Annotated in this window: 16 protein-coding genes, 1 tRNA gene and 1 pseudogene; 15 read left to right on the forward strand and 3 right to left on the reverse strand. The window is 58.1% G+C overall.

Annotated elements, in window-relative coordinates; translation table 11 throughout:
- From tuf to rpoC, 11 genes and pseudogenes are all read left to right on the forward strand, one after another.
- A pseudogene (gene tuf / locus PL599_RS22400) lies at positions 1-170 on the forward strand (elongation factor Tu); the annotation flags it as partial.
- A gap of 251 nt (positions 171-421) precedes the next feature.
- Positions 422-1,315 (forward strand): NAD-dependent epimerase/dehydratase family protein, encoded by an 894-nt coding sequence (locus PL599_RS22405; RefSeq protein WP_077981789.1) that lies wholly within the window; start codon positions 422-424, stop codon positions 1,313-1,315.
- Positions 1,316-1,440: 125 nt separating this feature from the next.
- Positions 1,441-1,516: transfer RNA gene (locus PL599_RS22410), tRNA-Trp, on the forward strand.
- A 184-nt stretch (positions 1,517-1,700) separates the two neighbouring features.
- The gene (gene secE / locus PL599_RS22415; protein ID WP_042618546.1) at positions 1,701-1,901 is read left to right on the forward strand and encodes a preprotein translocase subunit SecE; all 201 of its coding nucleotides are present in this window, start codon (positions 1,701-1,703) and stop codon (positions 1,899-1,901) included.
- A 45-nt stretch (positions 1,902-1,946) separates the two neighbouring features.
- The gene (gene nusG, locus PL599_RS22420) at positions 1,947-2,477 is read left to right on the forward strand and encodes a transcription termination/antitermination protein NusG (protein WP_269825398.1); all 531 of its coding nucleotides are present in this window, start codon (positions 1,947-1,949) and stop codon (positions 2,475-2,477) included.
- 144 nt (positions 2,478-2,621) lie between these two features.
- Positions 2,622-3,053 carry a 50S ribosomal protein L11 gene (rplK, locus tag PL599_RS22425; RefSeq protein ID WP_003523723.1) on the forward strand — a complete coding sequence of 144 codons (432 nt, stop codon included), beginning with the start codon at positions 2,622-2,624 and terminating at the stop codon, positions 3,051-3,053.
- Positions 3,054-3,055: 2 nt separating this feature from the next.
- The gene (gene rplA, locus PL599_RS22430) at positions 3,056-3,751 is read left to right on the forward strand and encodes a 50S ribosomal protein L1 (protein ID WP_077981788.1); all 696 of its coding nucleotides are present in this window, start codon (positions 3,056-3,058) and stop codon (positions 3,749-3,751) included.
- Positions 3,752-4,107: 356 nt separating this feature from the next.
- Positions 4,108-4,626, forward strand: a complete 519-nt coding sequence (rplJ, locus tag PL599_RS22435; RefSeq protein ID WP_004442637.1) for a 50S ribosomal protein L10 — start codon at positions 4,108-4,110, stop codon at positions 4,624-4,626.
- Positions 4,627-4,685: 59 nt separating this feature from the next.
- A complete protein-coding gene (gene rplL, locus PL599_RS22440; protein ID WP_269825399.1) occupies positions 4,686-5,063 on the forward strand; it encodes a 50S ribosomal protein L7/L12 in 378 nt (125 codons plus the stop codon).
- Between the two features lie 262 nt (positions 5,064-5,325).
- Complete coding sequence (gene rpoB / locus PL599_RS22445) at positions 5,326-9,462, forward strand: DNA-directed RNA polymerase subunit beta (RefSeq protein WP_269825400.1); 4,137 nt, start codon at positions 5,326-5,328, stop codon at positions 9,460-9,462.
- Positions 9,463-9,642: 180 nt separating this feature from the next.
- Positions 9,643-13,851 carry a DNA-directed RNA polymerase subunit beta' gene (rpoC, locus tag PL599_RS22450; protein ID WP_077981785.1) on the forward strand — a complete coding sequence of 1,403 codons (4,209 nt, stop codon included), beginning with the start codon at positions 9,643-9,645 and terminating at the stop codon, positions 13,849-13,851.
- A 143-nt stretch (positions 13,852-13,994) separates the two neighbouring features.
- Here the strand turns inward: rpoC and PL599_RS22455 are convergent, their stop codons facing one another.
- The 3 genes from PL599_RS22455 to PL599_RS22465 all read right to left on the reverse strand — a co-directional run bounded on the left by PL599_RS22455 (position 13,995) and on the right by PL599_RS22465 (position 15,833).
- The gene (locus PL599_RS22455) at positions 13,995-15,080 is read right to left on the reverse strand and encodes a helix-turn-helix transcriptional regulator (RefSeq protein WP_269825401.1); all 1,086 of its coding nucleotides are present in this window, start codon (positions 15,078-15,080) and stop codon (positions 13,995-13,997) included.
- Between the two features lie 98 nt (positions 15,081-15,178).
- The gene (locus tag PL599_RS22460; RefSeq protein ID WP_271359884.1) at positions 15,179-15,529 is read right to left on the reverse strand and encodes a VOC family protein; all 351 of its coding nucleotides are present in this window, start codon (positions 15,527-15,529) and stop codon (positions 15,179-15,181) included.
- A 10-nt stretch (positions 15,530-15,539) separates the two neighbouring features.
- Positions 15,540-15,833: a transcriptional regulator gene (locus PL599_RS22465; RefSeq protein ID WP_065655890.1), complete on the reverse strand. Its 294-nt coding sequence runs from the start codon at positions 15,831-15,833 to the stop codon at positions 15,540-15,542.
- A 526-nt stretch (positions 15,834-16,359) separates the two neighbouring features.
- Here PL599_RS22465 and rpsL point away from each other — a divergent pair.
- The 4 genes from rpsL to PL599_RS22485 all read left to right on the forward strand — a co-directional run.
- Entirely contained in the window at positions 16,360-16,731 is a 372-nt protein-coding gene (rpsL, locus tag PL599_RS22470) for a 30S ribosomal protein S12 (protein WP_003507760.1), read from the forward strand.
- A gap of 77 nt (positions 16,732-16,808) precedes the next feature.
- Positions 16,809-17,279 carry a 30S ribosomal protein S7 gene (gene rpsG, locus PL599_RS22475; protein WP_003507761.1) on the forward strand — a complete coding sequence of 157 codons (471 nt, stop codon included), beginning with the start codon at positions 16,809-16,811 and terminating at the stop codon, positions 17,277-17,279.
- A 34-nt stretch (positions 17,280-17,313) separates the two neighbouring features.
- Positions 17,314-19,413: an elongation factor G gene (fusA, locus tag PL599_RS22480; protein ID WP_065113660.1), complete on the forward strand. Its 2,100-nt coding sequence runs from the start codon at positions 17,314-17,316 to the stop codon at positions 19,411-19,413.
- A gap of 65 nt (positions 19,414-19,478) precedes the next feature.
- A partial coding sequence (locus PL599_RS22485; protein ID WP_244455647.1) for a GTP-binding protein occupies positions 19,479-19,605 on the forward strand: 127 nt, incomplete at its 3' end.

The following is a 19,605-nucleotide window of genomic DNA, read 5'->3' on the forward strand; positions in this document are numbered from 1 at the left end:
CGGGCATCGTTACGCTTCCTGAAGGCACGGAAATGGTTATGCCTGGCGACAACGTCACCGTTGACGTCGAGCTGATCGTTCCGATCGCGATGGAAGAAAAGCTGCGCTTCGCTATCCGCGAAGGCGGCCGTACCGTCGGCGCCGGCATCGTTGCCTCGATCGTTGAATAACGATCGCTAACGATGCCGTAAGCCTGCCGACGGCAATTAAGATGTGCAAATGGCGCGCAAGCGCGATTTGCACGCGGCGCCGGCATCGTGGCTTCGATCGTCGAGTAATCTTTTCCCGTAAGGGATTTGAGAAAACCCCGCTGGTGACAGCGGGGTTTTTTGTTTTGTGCCGCACGGCTCAGAGGAGAGAATAGCTTTCGTTCTTCTCTCCGGGCTGCTACGTCATTGCCGGGGAGATAATGAGGAGTATCATGAAAAAGCGCATTCTATTTACCGGCGGTTCCGGCAAGGCGGGAAGGCATGTAATTCCTTGGCTTATCGACAAAGGGTATGAGGTTCACAACATCGATCTCGTGCCTCTCGACAGGCCGGGCGTGACCAATCTCATCGTCGATATCAGCGACAGCGGGCAGGTCTTTAATGCCTTGTCGATGCATAGCAACTTTGCCGAGCTTGAAGGCGGGAAGGGCGTTCTGCCCTATGACGCGGTGATCCATTTTGCCGCCGTTCCCCGCATTTTGATAAAGCCTGATAACGAGACGTTCCGCATCAATACGATGGGAACCTACAATGTTATCGAAGCCGCGGTGAAGCTTGGTATTCGCAAGATCGTCATCGCATCGAGCGAGACCACCTATGGCGTCTGCTTTGCCGAAGGCGATAAGGATTTCCATCATTTCCCGCTTGAGGAGGACTACGACGTCGATCCGATGGATTCATACGGACTGTCGAAAGTGGTGAATGAAAAGACCGCGCGGGCCTTTGCAGAGCGAAGCGGATACGACATTTACGCGCTGCGAATCGGTAATGTCATCGAACCTCATGAATATGAGAAATTTCCCGACTTCTTTGCCCGTCCTGAGACGCGTAAACGCAATGCCTGGGGTTACATCGACGCGCGTGATCTCGGTCAGATCTGTCATTTGTGCGTCGAGAAGGACGGTCTCGGCTATCAGGTCTTCAACGCCGTCAATGATAGTGCGACGGCGACGGTTCCCACGCGAGAGCTTGCGCGGACATATTTCCCTGGCGTGCAATTTCGTCGCGATATCGGGGACCATGAGGGATTGATCTCCAACCGCAAGATTCGCGAAGTTCTGGGTTTCAGGGAAGAACATGACTGGCGGAAATACGTCAAACCCTGACGGGTGCACGATTTTCGGGGGCGGAGTGGAAAAAACAAAAAACACACTTGCCATTCTTTCCCCTGCACCTTAAAGGAGCGCATACCGAATTGGCCAAGCGATTTCGCGGCCGGTTCAGGTGATGAAGGGGTATAGCTCAGTTGGTAGAGCGGCGGTCTCCAAAACCGCAGGTCGGGGGTTCGAGCCCCTCTGCCCCTGCCACTTTCCATTCGCAAGCGCGGTTTTCGCTGCATGGCAGATGGGGCCGGTTTACCGGCGAATTTCGCCGAATGTCGATTTCCTCTTGTTAAAAGTGGAATCGGTGTTTATGTAGGGTCAAAACAGACACGCGGTGCGTGGGGCTGATTAGTATCGGCTTTACGCGCCGTAATTGCGTGGGCAGTCAATGGCATCCAAAACCAATCCGTTTACGTTTCTGCAGCAGGTTCGCGCCGAAGCGTCAAAGATCACTTGGCCGTCGCGCCGCGAGACCATGATTTCGACGGCTATGGTGCTGGTGATGGTCATTTTTGCGGCTCTGTTCTTCTTTGCTGCGGACCAGCTCATCGGCTGGCTGCTCAGCCTGGTGCTGAGTGTGGGCCGGTAACGGCACGCTCAAGGGCCCGGTAGAAGGATCGAACGGAGAATAAAAATGGCAGCGCGCTGGTATATCGTTCACGCATATTCGAATTTTGAAAAGAAGGTCGCTGAGTCGATCGAGGAAAAAGCCCGTCAGAAGGGTCTGGATCATCTTTTCGAGAAAATCCTCGTGCCGACCGAAAAGGTGGTCGAGGTGCGTCGCGGCCGCAAAGTCGATAGCGAGCGCAAGTTTTTTCCAGGTTACGTGCTTGTGCGCGCCAACCTGACGGATGAGGCCTATCACCTCATCAAGAACACGCCGAAGGTTACCGGTTTCCTCGGTTCGGACAGCAAGCCTGTTCCGATTCCCGATTATGAAGCCGAGCGTATCCTCGGTCAGGTTCAGGAAGGTGTCGAGCGTCCGAAGTCTGCGGTTTCGTTCGAGATCGGCGAGCAGGTTCGCGTTTCCGACGGTCCTTTCGCGTCGTTCAACGGCGTGGTGCAGGATGTCGACGAAGAGCGTTCGCGCCTGAAGGTGGAAGTTTCGATTTTCGGCCGCGCGACGCCGGTCGAGCTGGAATACAATCAGGTCGAAAAGGTCTGATTGGCGGGGTGAAGCCCCAAGCGCGTGGAAGGCTAACTGGCTCTTTAAGCCGGGGCAGGGCGCCGCACCACGCAACCGCAGCCGCCGGAGCAATCCGGCTTGAGAGAAGCCGGGTAACCGGTTTGAATTGAAAGGCAGAGAGATATGGCTAAGAAAGTTGCAGGCCAGCTCAAGTTGCAGGTAAAGGCCGGGGCGGCCAATCCGTCCCCGCCGATCGGTCCGGCACTTGGTCAGCGTGGCATTAACATCATGGAATTCTGCAAGGCGTTCAATGCCGCCACGCAGGAAATGGAAAAGGGTATGCCGATTCCGGTCGTCATCACCTACTACCAGGACAAGTCCTTCACCTTCGTTATGAAGCAGCCGCCGATGACGTATTGGCTGAAGAAGGAAGCTAAGATCACCTCCGGTTCCAAGACGCCCGGCAAGGGCGCCAAGGTCGGCTCCATCACCAAGGCTCAGGTCAAGACGATCGCTGAAGCCAAGATGAAGGATCTGAACGCAGCCGACATCGAAGGCGCAATGGCGATGGTTGAGGGCTCTGCCCGCGCCATGGGCCTGGAAGTGGTAGGTTGATCATGGCCAAGGTAGCAAAGCGCATTCAGAAGATCCGCGAAGGCGTGGATTCCAACAAGCTCTACGTTCTCACCGACGCCATTTCGATGGTCAAGGAACGTGCAGTCGCCAAGTTCGACGAAACCGTTGAAGTTTCGATGAACCTCGGCGTTGACCCGCGCCATGCGGACCAGATGGTTCGTGGCGTTGTCAACCTGCCGAACGGCACCGGCCGTGACGTTCGCGTCGCCGTCTTCGCACGTGGCGCCAAGGCCGATGAAGCCACGGCTGCTGGTGCTGACGTTGTTGGTGCAGAGGAACTGGTTGAAATCGTTCAGGGCGGCAAGATCGACTTCGATCGCTGCATCGCGACCCCGGACATGATGCCGCTCGTCGGCCGTCTCGGCAAGGTACTCGGCCCGCGTGGCATGATGCCGAACCCGAAGGTCGGAACCGTGACCATGGACGTTGCCGGTGCCGTCAAGGCATCCAAGGGCGGCGCTGTCGAATTCCGCGTCGAAAAGGCCGGTATCGTACACGCTGGCGTTGGCAAGGCTTCGTTCGACGCCAAGGCTCTTGAAGAAAACATCAAGGCTTTTGCCGATGCCGTCATCAAGGCAAAGCCGGCTGGCGCCAAGGGTAACTACGTCAAGCGCGTGGCGATCTCCTCGACCATGGGTCCGGGCGTGAAGATCGATCCTTCGTCGGTCACCGCTTAATAAATTCTCGCGCTCCCCAAGGGGAGTGTGAATAAAAGAATTTCCGGCTCCCAGGGAGCCGGAGATTTCCGGGGAAACCCGGAACTCCTGTCCGAGATTGCGGGTGGCCTTGTCTTTCGGGATTTGGCCTTAATCATTTAGCCTGCATGAGACGGGTGAGGCTGGATTTGAGGCATCTTTCGATGCCTGACTGTCCGGTTCGAACCTGGTGTGCCTGTGCCTGAAGCCGTTTGCGGCGACAGAGCGGGGGACAGGATCCTCGAGCGTCGCTCGGGATCTTTGTAAAAAGGTCCCTTGGGGCAAAGGCAAACCCGACGGGTTCACAATCATGTGGTCCCGTCTACTGGAGACAGACAGTGGAAAGAGCGGAAAAACGCGAATTCGTCACGGAGCTGAACGAAGTCTTCAAGGCTTCCGGTTCGGTTGTCGTGGCCCACTATGCTGGTGTCACCGTTGCGCAGATGAACGACTTCCGTTCGAAGATGCGCGCTGCCGGAGGCACCGTCAAGGTCGCGAAGAACCGCCTGGCCAAGATCGCTCTTCAGGGTACGGAGTCGGAAGGGATGACCAATCTCTTCAAGGGACAGACGCTGATTGCATACAGCACTGACCCGATGATCGCTCCGAAAGTCGTCATGGATTTCGCCAAGACCAACGACAAGGTCGTTGTTTTGGGCGGCGCCATGGGCGCAACCACGCTCAACGCCGAAGCAGTCAAGTCGCTTGCGACCCTGCCTTCGCTCGACGAGCTGCGTGCAAAGCTGCTGGGCCTTCTCAATGCCCCGGCAACTCGCGTCGCAACGGTTGTTGCAGCACCGGCAAGCCAGCTTGCCCGCGTGTTCTCGGCTTACGCCAAGAAGGACGAAGCCGCTTAAGGCGGTTTTTCGCTGTAAATATTCAAACTGGTTCGAACTGAACAAAAGGAACTATCAAAATGGCTGATCTCGCAAAGATCGTAGAAGACCTCTCCTCGCTGACCGTTCTGGAAGCTGCAGAACTGTCGAAGCTTCTTGAAGAAAAGTGGGGCGTTTCCGCTGCTGCTCCGGTAGCTGTTGCTGCTGCTGGTGGTGCTGGCGTTGCTGCTGCTGTTGAAGAAGAAAAGACCGAGTTCGACGTTATCCTGGTTGACGCTGGCGCCAACAAGATCAACGTCATCAAGGAAGTTCGCGGCATCACCGGCCTCGGCCTCAAGGAAGCCAAGGACCTCGTCGAAGGCGCTCCGAAGGCGGTCAAGGAAGCTGTTTCCAAGGCTGAAGCTGCTGATCTCAAGAAGAAGCTTGAGGACGCAGGCGCCAAGGTTGACGTTAAGTAATCTTGCGATTGCTGGCGGGAAGGGGCTTTATGTCCCTTTCCGTCATCATCGTTTTTAAAACTCATTACCCAAAAGCCGCGTGAAAATGGCTTTTGGGTAATGGGTTCTTCAAGAGAATGGTTCCGAACCGGCTCATCTAGGCAATCCGGCCTGATCGATCCGGGATGTGGAACGAGATTGATGATACCCATTGCTTGACGGGATCGACTGGCCATCGGTTCCCGTCCGTTGCAGGCCCGGATGCAATTTTAAAGGAGCGACGATGGCTCAGACCCTTTCGTTTAACGGTCGCAGGCGCGTACGCAAGTTTTTCGGCAAAATTCCAGAAGTAGCGGAAATGCCGAACCTCATCGAGGTTCAGAAGGCTTCGTATGACCAGTTTCTCATGGTTGACGAGCCCAAGGGTGGCCGTCCCGACGAGGGATTGAATGCCGTATTCAAATCCGTATTCCCGATCACCGATTTCTCGGGCGCGTCCATGCTTGAATTCGTGTCCTACGAATTCGAAGCGCCGAAGTTCGACGTCGAGGAATGCCGTCAGCGCGATCTGACCTATGCAGCGCCGCTCAAGGTGACTCTGCGTCTCATCGTGTTCGATATCGATGAAGATACGGGCGCGAAGTCCATCAAGGACATCAAGGAACAGTCCGTCTACATGGGCGATATGCCGCTCATGACCAATAACGGTACGTTCATCGTCAACGGCACCGAGCGCGTCATCGTTTCGCAGATGCACCGTTCGCCGGGCGTGTTCTTCGATCACGACAAGGGCAAGAGCCATTCTTCCGGCAAGCTGCTGTTTGCTGCCCGCGTCATCCCGTATCGCGGTTCCTGGCTCGACATCGAGTTCGACGCCAAGGACATCGTCTATGCGCGTATCGACCGCCGCCGCAAGATCCCCGTGACCTCGCTGCTGATGGCGCTTGGCATGGACGGCGAAGACATTCTGTCGACCTTCTACACCAAGGCTTCCTATGAGCGCGACGGCGACGGCTGGCGCATTCCCTTCCAGCCCGAGACGCTGAAGAACGCCAAGGTCATCACCGACATGATCGACGCCGATACCGGCGAAGTCGTGGTCGAAGGCGGCAAGAAGCTGACCCCGCGCCTGATCCGCCAGCTGACGGAGAAGGGCCTGAAGGCGCTGAAGGCGACTGACGAAGACCTTTATGGCAACTATCTGGCCGAAGACATCGTCAACTACGAGACGGGTGAAATCTATCTCGAAGCCGGCGACGAAATCGACGAGAAGACCCTCGGTCTCATCCTGCAGTCGGGCTTCGACGAGATTCCAGTCCTCAACATCGACCACGTCAATGTTGGTGCCTATATCCGCAACACGCTGTCTGCCGACAAGAACGAGAACCGTCAGGAAGCCCTGTTCGACATCTACCGCGTCATGCGTCCGGGTGAGCCCCCGACCATGGAATCGGCGGAAGCGATGTTCAACTCGCTGTTCTTCGATGCAGAGCGTTACGATCTGTCGGCCGTCGGCCGCGTCAAGATGAACATGCGCCTCGACCTCGATGCGGAAGACACCGTGCGCACGCTGCGCAAGGAAGACATCCTCGCGGTTGTCAAGATGCTGGTCGAACTGCGCGACGGCAAGGGCGAAATCGACGACATCGACAACCTCGGCAACCGCCGTGTTCGCTCTGTCGGCGAACTGATGGAAAACCAGTATCGTCTGGGCCTTCTGCGCATGGAACGTGCGATCAAGGAACGTATGTCCTCGATCGAAATCGACACCGTGATGCCGCAGGACCTGATCAACGCGAAGCCGGCTGCCGCCGCTGTTCGCGAATTCTTCGGTTCCTCGCAGCTTTCGCAGTTCATGGACCAGGTGAACCCGCTTTCGGAAATCACCCACAAGCGCCGTCTTTCGGCTCTTGGACCGGGTGGTCTGACCCGCGAGCGCGCCGGCTTCGAAGTCCGCGACGTTCACCCGACCCATTACGGCCGTATTTGCCCGATCGAAACGCCGGAAGGCCCGAACATCGGTCTGATCAACTCGCTTGCAACCTTCGCCCGCGTCAACAAGTACGGCTTCATCGAAAGCCCGTACCGCAAGATCGTCGAAGGTAAGGTGACCAATGACGTGATCTACCTCTCCGCGATGGAAGAGGCCAAGTATTACGTCGCGCAGGCCAACGCGCCGCTCAATGAAGACGGCTCGTTCTCGGAAGAGTTCGTCGTCTGCCGTCACTCGGGCGAAGTTATGCTCGCACCGCGTGACAACATCAACCTGATGGACGTTTCGCCGAAGCAGCTCGTTTCGGTCGCAGCGGCGCTCATTCCGTTCCTGGAAAACGACGACGCCAACCGCGCTCTCATGGGCTCGAACATGCAGCGTCAGGCCGTTCCGCTTCTGCGCGCCGAGGCGCCGTTCGTCGGTACCGGCATGGAGCCGATCGTCGCCCGTGACTCCGGCGCTGCCATTGCGTCCCGTCGCGGCGGTGTCGTCGATCAGGTGGATGCGACCCGTATCGTTATCCGCGCCACGGAAGACCTCGATGCCGGCAAGTCCGGTGTTGACATCTATCGTCTGCAGAAGTTCCAGCGTTCGAACCAGAACACCTGCGTCAACCAGCGTCCGCTGGTTTCCGTTGGCGACATCATCTCCAAGGGCGATATCATCGCGGACGGTCCGTCGACCGACCTCGGCGATCTGGCTCTCGGCCGCAACGCGCTCGTCGCGTTCATGCCCTGGAACGGCTACAACTACGAAGACTCGATCCTGATGTCGGAGCGTATCGTTTCCGACGACGTGTTCACCTCCATCCACATCGAAGAATTCGAAGTGATGGCGCGCGACACGAAGCTTGGTCCGGAAGAAATCACGCGCGACATTCCGAACGTTTCGGAAGAAGCGCTGAAGAACCTCGACGAAGCCGGTATCGTGTACATCGGTGCGGAAGTTCAGCCGGGCGACATCCTCGTCGGCAAGATCACGCCGAAGGGCGAAAGCCCGATGACGCCGGAAGAAAAGCTTCTGCGCGCCATCTTCGGTGAAAAGGCTTCCGACGTTCGCGACACCTCCATGCGCATGCCTCCGGGCACGTTCGGTACGGTCGTGGAAGTCCGCGTCTTCAACCGTCACGGTGTGGAGAAGGACGAGCGCGCGATGGCTATCGAGCGCGAAGAGATTGAGCGTCTGGCGAAGGACCGCGACGACGAGCAGGCGATCCTCGACCGTAACGTCTATGGCCGTCTGATCGACATGCTGCGTGGTCAGGTTTCGATTGCCGGTCCGAAGGGCTTCAAGAAGGGCGTCGAGCTCTCCAACGGCGTCGTCTCCGAATATCCCCGCTCGCAGTGGTGGATGTTCGCTGTCGAAGACGAGAAGGCTCAGTCCGAGCTGGAAGCGCTTCGCGGCCAGTACGACGAATCCAAGTCGCGCCTTGAACAGCGCTTCATGGACAAGGTCGAAAAGGTCCAGCGTGGCGATGAAATGCCTCCGGGCGTCATGAAGATGGTCAAGGTCTTCGTTGCCGTTAAGCGCAAGATCCAGCCGGGCGACAAGATGGCCGGCCGTCACGGCAACAAGGGCGTTGTGTCGCGCATCGTTCCGGTCGAGGACATGCCGTTCCTCGAAGACGGCACGCATGTCGACATCTGCTTGAACCCGCTCGGCGTGCCTTCGCGCATGAACGTCGGCCAGATCCTCGAAACCCATCTCGCATGGGCATGCGCAGGCATGGGCAAGAAGATCGGCGAGATGCTCGAAGAGTATCGCAAGACGATGGACATCAGCGAGCTTCGCAGCGAGCTGACGGAAATCTACGCGTCTGAAGCCAATGACGAGGTTCAGAGTTTCGATGACGACTCGCTTGTCAAGCTTGCCGAAGAAGCCAAGCGCGGTGTTTCCATCGCGACCCCGGTCTTCGACGGTGCGCATGAGCCTGACGTCGCCGCGATGCTGAAGAAGGCAGGTCTGCATGAATCCGGTCAGTCCGTTCTTTATGACGGTCGTACCGGTGAGCCGTTCGACCGTAAGGTCACCGTCGGCTACATGTACATGATCAAGCTGAACCACCTTGTTGACGACAAGATCCACGCTCGTTCGATCGGTCCTTACTCGCTCGTTACCCAGCAGCCGCTGGGCGGAAAGGCGCAGTTCGGCGGTCAGCGCTTCGGGGAAATGGAAGTCTGGGCTCTGGAAGCATACGGCGCGGCTTACACGCTGCAGGAAATGCTCACCGTCAAGTCGGACGACGTGGCGGGCCGCACCAAGGTCTACGAAGCGATCGTCCGTGGCGACGACACCTTCGAGGCCGGTATTCCGGAGAGCTTCAACGTTCTCGTCAAGGAAATGCGGTCGCTGGGTCTTTCGGTCGAACTGGAAAACTCGAAGATCGAGAACCAGCCCGAAGACCAGCTGCCCGACGCGGCGGAATAAGACGATAGAGGCGGGCGCCTGCAAGGGCGCCTGCCGGTTTCCCGGACGGTATTGGCCGGTTCGGGACACTTTCGCCGCATTATGCGGTTAATCCGTATTTAAAGCTCTGGACGGCGACCCGGGAAGAAGCCGGTCCGGATGCAAACAGGGGCAGCAGCTAGCCTCTCAAGGAGACAAGGCATGAACCAAGAGGTCATGAATCTTTTCAATCCTCAGGTGCCTGCGCAGCATTTCGATTCCATCCGGATTTCGATCGCTTCGCCGGAAAAAATCCTGTCGTGGTCCTACGGCGAGATCAAGAAGCCGGAAACCATCAACTACCGTACGTTCAAGCCTGAGCGTGACGGTCTTTTCTGTGCGCGTATCTTCGGACCGATCAAGGACTATGAGTGCCTGTGCGGCAAGTACAAGCGCATGAAGTACAAGGGCATCATCTGCGAAAAGTGCGGCGTCGAAGTGACGCTGTCGCGCGTTCGCCGTGAGCGCATGGGCCATATCGAGCTCGCAGCGCCGGTTGCCCACATCTGGTTTCTGAAGTCGCTTCCTTCGCGTATCTCGACCCTGCTCGACATGACGCTGAAGGATGTCGAACGCGTTCTCTATTTCGAGAACTACATCGTCACCGAACCCGGTCTTACCTCGCTCAAGCAGAACCAGCTTCTGTCTGAAGAAGAGTACATGATTGCCGTCGACGAGTTCGGCGAAGACCAGTTCACCGCCATGATCGGCGCTGAAGCCATCTACGAGATGCTGGCTTCGATGAATCTGGAAAAGATCGCCGGCGACCTGCGTGCCGAACTTGCTGAGACCACGTCCGATCTCAAGCAGAAGAAGCTGATGAAGCGCCTGAAGATCGTCGAGAACTTCATGGAATCCGGCAACCGCCCGGAATGGATGATCATGAAGGTCGTTCCCGTGATCCCGCCGGACCTGCGTCCGCTGGTTCCGCTGGATGGCGGCCGTTTCGCGACGTCCGACCTCAACGATCTCTATCGCCGCGTCATCAACCGTAACAACCGTCTGAAGCGCCTGATCGAGCTTCGTGCGCCTGGCATCATCATCCGCAACGAAAAGCGTATGTTGCAGGAATCCGTCGATGCGCTCTTCGATAACGGCCGTCGCGGTCGCGTCATCACGGGTGCCAACAAGCGTCCGCTGAAGTCGCTCTCCGACATGCTCAAGGGCAAGCAGGGCCGCTTCCGCCAGAACCTTCTCGGCAAGCGCGTCGACTATTCCGGCCGTTCGGTCATCGTGACCGGTCCGGAACTGAAGCTGCACCAGTGCGGCCTGCCGAAGAAGATGGCGCTCGAACTGTTCAAGCCGTTCATCTACGCCCGCCTCGACGCCAAGGGTTACTCCTCGACCGTCAAGCAGGCCAAGAAGCTGGTTGAAAAGGAAAAGCCTGAGGTCTGGGATATCCTCGACGAGGTCATCCGCGAACATCCGGTTCTCCTGAACCGCGCACCGACGCTGCACCGTCTGGGCATCCAGGCTTTCGAACCGATGCTGGTCGAAGGCAAGGCCATCCAGCTGCACCCGCTCGTCTGCACGGCCTTCAACGCCGACTTCGACGGTGACCAGATGGCTGTTCACGTTCCGCTTTCGCTGGAAGCCCAGCTGGAAGCGCGCGTGCTGATGATGTCGACCAACAACATCCTGCATCCGGCAAACGGCCACCCGATCATCGTTCCTTCGCAGGACATGGTTCTCGGCCTGTACTACCTGTCGATCATGAACCAGAACGAGCCGGGCGAAGGCATGGCCTTCTCCGACATCGGTGAGCTGCATCACGCGCTTGAAAACAAGGTCGTGACGTTGCATGCCAAGATTCGTGGACGCTTCAAGACCGTGGATGCCGATGGCAAGCCGGTTTCGAAGATCCATGAGACGACCCCTGGCCGTATGCTCATCGGCGAACTTCTGCCGAAGAACGTCAACGTGCCTTTCGACGTCTGCAACCAGGAAATGACCAAGAAGAACATCTCCAAGATGATCGACACGGTCTACCGTCATTGCGGCCAGAAAGACACGGTCATCTTCTGCGACCGCATCATGCAGCTCGGCTTCAGCCACGCCTGCCGCGCCGGCATTTCGTTCGGCAAGGACGACATGGTCATTCCGGACAGCAAGGTGAAGATCGTTGGCGACACCGAAGCTCTCGTGAAGGAATACGAACAGCAGTACAATGATGGTCTCATCACCCAGGGCGAAAAGTACAACAAGGTTGTCGACGCCTGGGGCAAGGCTACCGAAAAGGTCGCCGAAGAAATGATGGCGCGCATCAAGGCTGTCGAGTTCGATCCGGAAACGGGCCGCCAGAAGCCGATGAACTCCATCTACATGATGTCCCACTCGGGTGCTCGTGGTTCTCCGAACCAGATGCGTCAGCTGGGCGGCATGCGCGGCCTGATGGCGAAGCCGTCGGGTGAAATCATCGAGACGCCGATTATCTCGAACTTTAAGGAAGGCCTGACCGTTAACGAGTACTTCAACTCGACCCACGGTGCCCGTAAGGGTCTCGCAGACACCGCCCTGAAGACCGCGAACTCCGGTTACCTGACCCGTCGTCTCGTCGATGTCGCGCAGGATTGCATCGTCAACTCCAGGGATTGCGGCACCGACAAGGGCCTCACCATGACGGCCATCGTCGATGCCGGTCAGGTCGTTGCTTCGCTGGGCGCACGTATCCTCGGTCGTACGGCTCTGGACGATATCGACAACCCGGTCACCGGCGAAAACATCGTCAAGGCTGGGACTCTGATCGACGAAGCGGACGTTGCGACCATCGAAAAGGCCGGCATCCAGTCCGTCCGCATCCGCTCTGCGCTTACCTGCGAAGTGCAGATCGGCGTCTGCGGCGTCTGCTACGGTCGTGACCTTGCACGCGGTACGCCTGTCAACATGGGCGAAGCCGTTGGCGTCATTGCCGCGCAGTCGATCGGTGAACCGGGCACGCAGCTCACCATGCGTACCTTCCACCTTGGCGGTACGGCAAACGTGGTCGACCAGTCGTTCCTCGAAGCGTCGTATGAAGGCACGATCCAGATCAAGAACCGCAACATCCTGCGGAACTCCGAAGGCGTTCTCATCGCCATGGGCCGTAACATGTCCGTTACGATCCTTGACGAGCGCGGCGCGGAACGGTCCACGCAGCGTGTCGCTTACGGTTCGAAGATCTTCGTGGACGATGGCGACAAGGTAAAGCGTGGCCAGCGTCTTGCAGAGTGGGACCCCTATACCCGTCCGATGATGACGGAAGTGGAAGGTACCGTTCACTTCGAAGACCTCGTCGACGGCCTCTCCGTTCTGGAAGCGACCGACGAATCCACCGGCATCACCAAGCGTCAGGTCATTGACTGGCGTTCGACGCCGCGCGGTTCGGATCTCAAGCCTGCGATCGTCATCAAGGACGCGTCCGGTGCTGTTGCGAAGCTTGCCCGTGGTGGCGAAGCCCGCTTCCAGCTTTCGGTTGACGCCATCCTGTCGGTCGAGCCGGGTGCGAAGGTCTCCCAGGGCGACGTGCTTGCACGTTCGCCGCTGGAAAGCGCCAAGACGAAGGACATCACCGGTGGTCTGCCGCGCGTTGCCGAACTGTTCGAAGCCCGTCGTCCGAAGGACCACGCCATCATCGCAGAGATCGATGGTACGATCCGCCTCGGCCGCGACTACAAGAACAAGCGTCGCGTGATGATCGAACCTGCGGAAGACGGCGTCGAGCCAGTCGAATACCTGATCCCGAAGGGCAAGCCCTTCCACCTTCAGGAAGGCGACTATATCGAAAAGGGTGAATACATCCTCGACGGTAACCCGGCACCGCACGACATTCTGGCGATCAAGGGTGTGGAGGCTCTGGCTTCCTACCTCGTGAACGAAATCCAGGAAGTCTACCGACTGCAGGGCGTTGTGATCAACGACAAGCACATCGAGGTGATCGTTCGCCAGATGCTGCAGAAGGTTGAGATCACCGATGCTGGTGACAGCCAGTATATCGTTGGCGACAATGTCGACCGTATCGAGATGGAAGACATGAACGACCGTCTGATCGAAGAGGGCAAGAAGCCTGCGTATGGCGAGCCGGTTCTGCTCGGCATCACCAAGGCTTCGCTGCAGACGCCGTCCTTCATCTCGGCCGCATCCTTCCAGGAGACCACCAAGGTTCTCACGGAAGCTGCGATTGCCGGCAAGACGGACACGCTGCAGGGCCTCAAGGAAAACGTCATCGTCGGCCGTCTCATCCCGGCCGGTACCGGCGGCACCATGACGCAGATCCGCCGCATCGCCACCTCGCGCGACGACCTCATTCTCGAGGAACGCCGCAAGGGTACGGGCGCAGGCTCTGCGAACCAGATGCTGCAGGACATGACGGACCAGGCTCCGGCCGCCGAATAAGGCCGGAAGGGCAGGGGCTTTGCGAAGCCCCTCCGAAATTCAGAGCAAGACGCCCGGAGCAATCCGGGCGTTTTTTGTTTTGCGGAATTCGGGGTTGGTCATCCCTCGTCAGTGAACTCGGATATTCATCCCGGCGCGATGGGTTAGCCCTGCCCGGGGATGTTATAGCGGGTGAGAACGGAAAGCCGGCGAACGAGATCGGTCTTGCCGGTGCTGCCGGTCTTTGCATAGATCGACTTGGCGTTGCTTCGAACGGTTTCGTGGGAGACTTTCAGTTGCTTCGCCACGGCTGGAAGCGAAAGCCCCTTCATGATTTCCAGTGCTACCCGCGCTTCGCCATTGGTGAGATCGTAGAGACCCTTCAGCAATGTGTTAGCATCGGCAATGGCACCCGTCGGTTGCGATACGAGCACGATGGCGTTGCCGTTGGGTGAAAAATCCAGTGCGCTCTTGCGCAGCGGTATGAGGTGAAGAATGCAGGCGCCGTCAGCGCTGGCGGGGAGAGGGAAGGAGCCGGCGTCTTGCCCGGAGAGTGCCTTGTAGAGCAGTCGGTTCACTCCCTCATCGGCAATGGAGATCCTCTCGCGCGTGCGGGCGGAAAAGCATTTCTGTAATGACAGGAACAGATCGTTGGCCGAGAGGATGCGGCCGCTCGTCTGCAGCACGGCGGCCGGCGCGCCAATGGCGTTGAGACCAAAGGTCATCGCATCAGCCTTCTGACGCTGCAACTGTGTTGCGAGGGTGAGGCTGCGGGCGATATGCGGCCTCAGTCCGCCGAGTGCAGCCATGGTCTCAGGCGTGATGACGCCTGCGTCGAGCCTGCGTTCAAACAGCACTGTCATTTCCGGATGGCCGGGTGGAGCGATCTGCGTTGCTGCGCCGTAGCCCAGACCGCGGGGCACGAGAAAGTCACGAACGATCGGCAACTCGGCCCATTCCTCATGGTTGAAGACGTCCAAATCCTGCGCGAAAGAGAATTGGCCTTCCCGCGCGATGCGGCTGAGGCGATCATTGCGATGGTTCCAGCCGCCCGCCACGAAGTCCTTCATCAGTTCCTGAAAGCTGGGCGTGTAAAGCCAGACCTGGTCTTCTCCCTTGCCCCAGGTAATCGCGCCGCCCCAGAAATTCAGATGGCGGCAAACAGCTACCAGAACCTGCATCCAGCGGTCAGGGAAAAGCGCCGCTTCATAAATGTTATCGATAATGTCTGCCGACGATATAGTATCCAACCCGCCACCGAAAATTTGCGTCGGAACTATTCTAGGCTGATGCGGGCCAGATGTTCAATGTATAAAGAATTAATACTATTGTATCCAAAGTATATAATCTATGAGTGACTTAATATATTGATGAGCTTGCCGAAGGGATCGCGCACGAACAGGCGCCGTACACCCCACGCCTCGACTGCGGGGCCGTATTCGATCGGCAATTCGGCCGTCAGGATTCGGGCGTGGACCTCGTCGAAATCGTCGACCTCAATGGAGAGGTCCGGCACATCCGTGCCGGAGCCACCTTCGCGTGCGAAACTCACCTGAGCCCGCGCTTCGAGTGGGCTCGTATGGGTGACGATCCAGCCATGATCCATGGCGACGGGCATGCCGAGAATGTCACCGTAGAACGCCTGAGCCCGCGCGGGCTCTGGCGTTGCTATATTGGCGACGATACGTCTAACCGTCATGGCTTGAACCTCAGGCGAAGCGGATGATGGCGACTTCGCCTTCGAGAGCTCCCTGATAGGCGGAGGCGTGCGGCTCTTCATCCGGGATATCGGTCAGCATGCCGATCTGGTCGAGATCGGCTTCGATGAAGCCTTCCTCGGAAAGCGCGTTCAGCGTTTCGCGCACGGCGGTATCGTCGTCCGGCGCCCTGAGGATGACGTGAATGTCGATACCCTCGGAGTTGTCGGTCTCATATGCCTTGCCGATGACGATGAAGACCATCGGCTCGTCGCGTCCGTTGTCGTTGTCGGGGAGGGTGCTCATGACGCGTTCCTTGATCTATCGTTGCTGTCATGCGGGCCGATGGAATCGGTCCCGCGGGTGGCGAGACCGATCCGGCCCGCCCTGAGGGAATCAATAGACGGATTTTATGAAAAGCCAAAGCGCGGAGGTTAAAATCGCTGCCTTCTGCGCAGACTTATGTTAAAGCGCGTTGGAAATGCCCCGGGCGTGGGCTTTGCGGCCAGGGGTGGCGGCGCAAAATGTGGATTCACCCTTGACGAAAGCTGGCTAAAACAGTAGTACGCCCGCCATCGGAGCCTCTGTGGGTGCTGGCCGTTCGGTAAGCTTTTTCCCGAACATCATCTCAAACGGGTCTCCATTGCACGTAGAAGACACGAATGTTGCACGCAAGACGCCTCATCCGGTGTCCTCTGCTCTTGGTGGTCCATCCGTGAAAACGGATCGGGCCACGTTTTGCGCATGAGGATATATGCGTGCATCGTCGCCGGCAACGGCATAGCCGCCACCCGTGAGGGTGGCTAAAGTAGTTTTTGCAAGGGATGGTTATATGCCTACCGTAAACCAGCTGATCCGCAAGCCTCGCCAGGCACAGGTAAAGCGCAACAAGGTTCCTGCTCTTCAGGAAAACCCGCAGAAGCGTGGTGTTTGCACCCGCGTTTACACGACGACCCCGAAGAAGCCGAACTCGGCTCTGCGTAAGGTTGCCAAGATTCGTCTCACCAACGGCTTTGAAGTTATCGGCTACATTCCGGGCGAAGGTCACAACCTTCAGGAACACTCCGTGGTCATGATCCGCGGCGGCCGCGTAAAGGACTTGCCGGGTGTGCGTTACCACATCATCCGCGGTGTTCTCGATACCCAGGGCGTCAAGAACCGCAAGCAGCGCCGCTCCAAGTACGGTGCGAAGCGTCCGAAGTAATTCGGTTTAAACAAATTCCGGCGCTGCGCGAGGTTCTCCGCGTGGTTTAGCGTCAATAACATTGAGAGACAAAGAATATGTCCCGTCGCCATAGTGCAGAAAAGCGTGAGATCAACCCGGACCCGAAGTTCGGCGATCTGGTCGTCACCAAGTTCATGAACGCCATCATGCTTCACGGCAAGAAGTCGGTCGCAGAAAGCATCGTTTACGGCGCATTCGACGTCGTTCAGGGCAAGACGAAGCAGGAGCCGCTCGGCGTGTTCCACTCCGCCCTCGACAACGTCGCTCCGCACGTTGAAGTGCGTTCGCGCCGCGTTGGTGGTGCAACCTACCAGGTCCCGGTCGACGTTCGCCCCGAGCGCCGTCAGGCCCTCGCTATCCGCTGGCTGATCACGGCTGCCCGCAAGCGCAACGAAACGACCATGGTCGATCGCCTTTCCGGCGAACTCATGGACGCTGCGAACAACCGCGGTTCCGCTGTCAAGAAGCGCGAAGACACGCACAAGATGGCCGACGCCAACCGCGCATTCTCGCATTACCGCTGGTAATCTTAACCGGTCGCATATCGAAAGGCAGTCCATTATGGCTCGCGAATATAAAATCGAAGACTACCGCAATTTCGGTATCATGGCGCATATCGACGCCGGCAAGACGACGACCACCGAGCGTATTCTTTATTACACCGGTAAGTCGCACAAGATCGGCGAAGTTCACGATGGCGCAGCCACGATGGACTGGATGGAGCAGGAGCAGGAGCGTGGTATCACCATCACGTCTGCTGCGACCACGACCTTCTGGAAGGGCCGTGACGGCAAGACCCGCCGCTTCAACATCATCGACACCCCCGGCCACGTCGACTTCACCATCGAGGTCGAGCGTTCGCTGCGCGTTCTCGACGGCGCGATCGCTCTGCTCGACGCCAACGCCGGTGTTGAGCCGCAGACGGAAACCGTCTGGCGTCAGGCTGAGAAGTATCATGTTCCGCGCATGATCTTCTGCAACAAGATGGACAAGACCGGTGCTGACTTCTACCGCTCGGTAGAAATGATCAAGACCCGTCTCGGCGCTACCGCCGTCGTCATGCAGCTGCCGATCGGCGCTGAGACCGAGTTCAAGGGCGTCATCGACCTGGTCGAAATGAATGCTCTCGTATGGCGCGACGAATCGCTCGGCGCTCAGTGGGACGTCGTCGAAATCCCCGAGGACATGAAGGCCAAGGCTGAAGAATATCGCGAAAAGCTGATCGAAACTGTTGTTGAGATCGACGAAGAAGCGATGGAAGCCTACCTCGAAGGTAACTATCCGGATAACGACAAGATTCGTGAACTGGTTCGCCGCGGCACCATCGACGTGAAGTTCCACCCGATGTTCTGCGGAACCGCGTTCAAGAACAAGGGCGTTCAGCCGCTGCTCGACGCCGTCGTCGACTACCTGCCTTCGCCGCTGGATATTCCGGCGATCAAGGGCATCGACGCCAAGACGGAAGCCGAAATCGAGCGTCACGCTGACGATTCCGAGCCGTTGTCCATGCTGGCCTTCAAGATCATGAACGACCCCTTCGTCGGTTCGCTCACCTTCGCACGCATCTACTCCGGCAAGCTCGAAAAGGGCACGTCGGTCATGAATACGGTCAAGGACAAGCGCGAGCGCGTCGGCCGTATGCTGCAGATGCACTCCAACAGCCGTGAAGACATCGAAGAAGCCTATGCAGGCGACATCGTTGCTCTGGCCGGTCTGAAGGAAACCACCACGGGTGACACGCTCTGCGATCCGCTGAAGCCGGTTATCCTTGAGCGCATGGAATTCCCCGAGCCGGTCATCCAGATCGCGATCGAGCCGAAGACCAAGGGCGACCAGGAAAAGATGGGCCTCGCGCTCAACCGTCTGGCTGCAGAAGATCCGTCCTTCCGCGTCAAGACCGACGACGAATCCGGCCAGACCATCATTGCCGGCATGGGCGAACTTCACCTCGACATCATCGTCGACCGTATGCGTCGCGAATTCAAGGTTGAAGCTACCGTCGGTGCGCCGCAGGTTGCCTACCGCGAAACGATCACCCGTCAGCACGAAGAAGACTACACGCACAAGAAGCAGTCCGGTGGTACCGGCCAGTTCGCCCGCGTGAAGATCATCTTCGAACCGAACCCCGAAGGCGAAGACTTCAAGTTCGAGTCGAAGATCGTCGGCGGTGCTGTTCCGAAGGAATACATCCCGGGCGTTCAGAAGGGTATCGAAAGCGTTCTGTCTTCCGGTCCGCTGGCTGGCTTCCCGATGCTCGGCGTCAAGGCGACGCTGGTTGACGGTGCATTCCACGATGTCGACTCGTCGGTTCTCGCCTTCGAAATCGCTTCGCGCGCCTGCTTCCGTGAAGCAGCGAAGAAGGCTGGCGCACAGCTTCTCGAGCCGATGATGAAGGTCGAAGTCGTAACGCCGGAAGACTATGTCGGCGACGTTATCGGCGACCTGAACTCCCGTCGTGGTCAGATCCAGGGCCAGGAAAGCCGTGGTATCGCCGTCGTCATCAACGCGCATGTTCCGCTCGCGAACATGTTCAAGTACGTCGACAACCTGCGCTCCATGTCGCAGGGTCGCGCGCAGTACTCGATGACGTTCGACCACTATTCGCCGGTTCCGTCGAACGTGGCGCAGGAAATCCAGGCTAAGTACTCCGGTCAGAAGTGATCGGGGTACGCCCCACCGAATTTTGAAGATTATTCCCGTCAAGGGACAAGAATGGAGAGCCACTAATGGCAAAGAGCAAGTTTGAGCGGACGAAGCCGCACGTCAACATTGGCACGATCGGTCACGTTGACCATGGCAAGACGTCGCTGACGGCGGCAATCACGAAGTTCTTCGGCGAGTTCAAGGCGTATG

Source organism: Agrobacterium sp. ST15.16.055, assembly GCF_027956555.1.
GTDB classification, from domain to species: domain Bacteria; phylum Pseudomonadota; class Alphaproteobacteria; order Rhizobiales; family Rhizobiaceae; genus Agrobacterium; species Agrobacterium salinitolerans.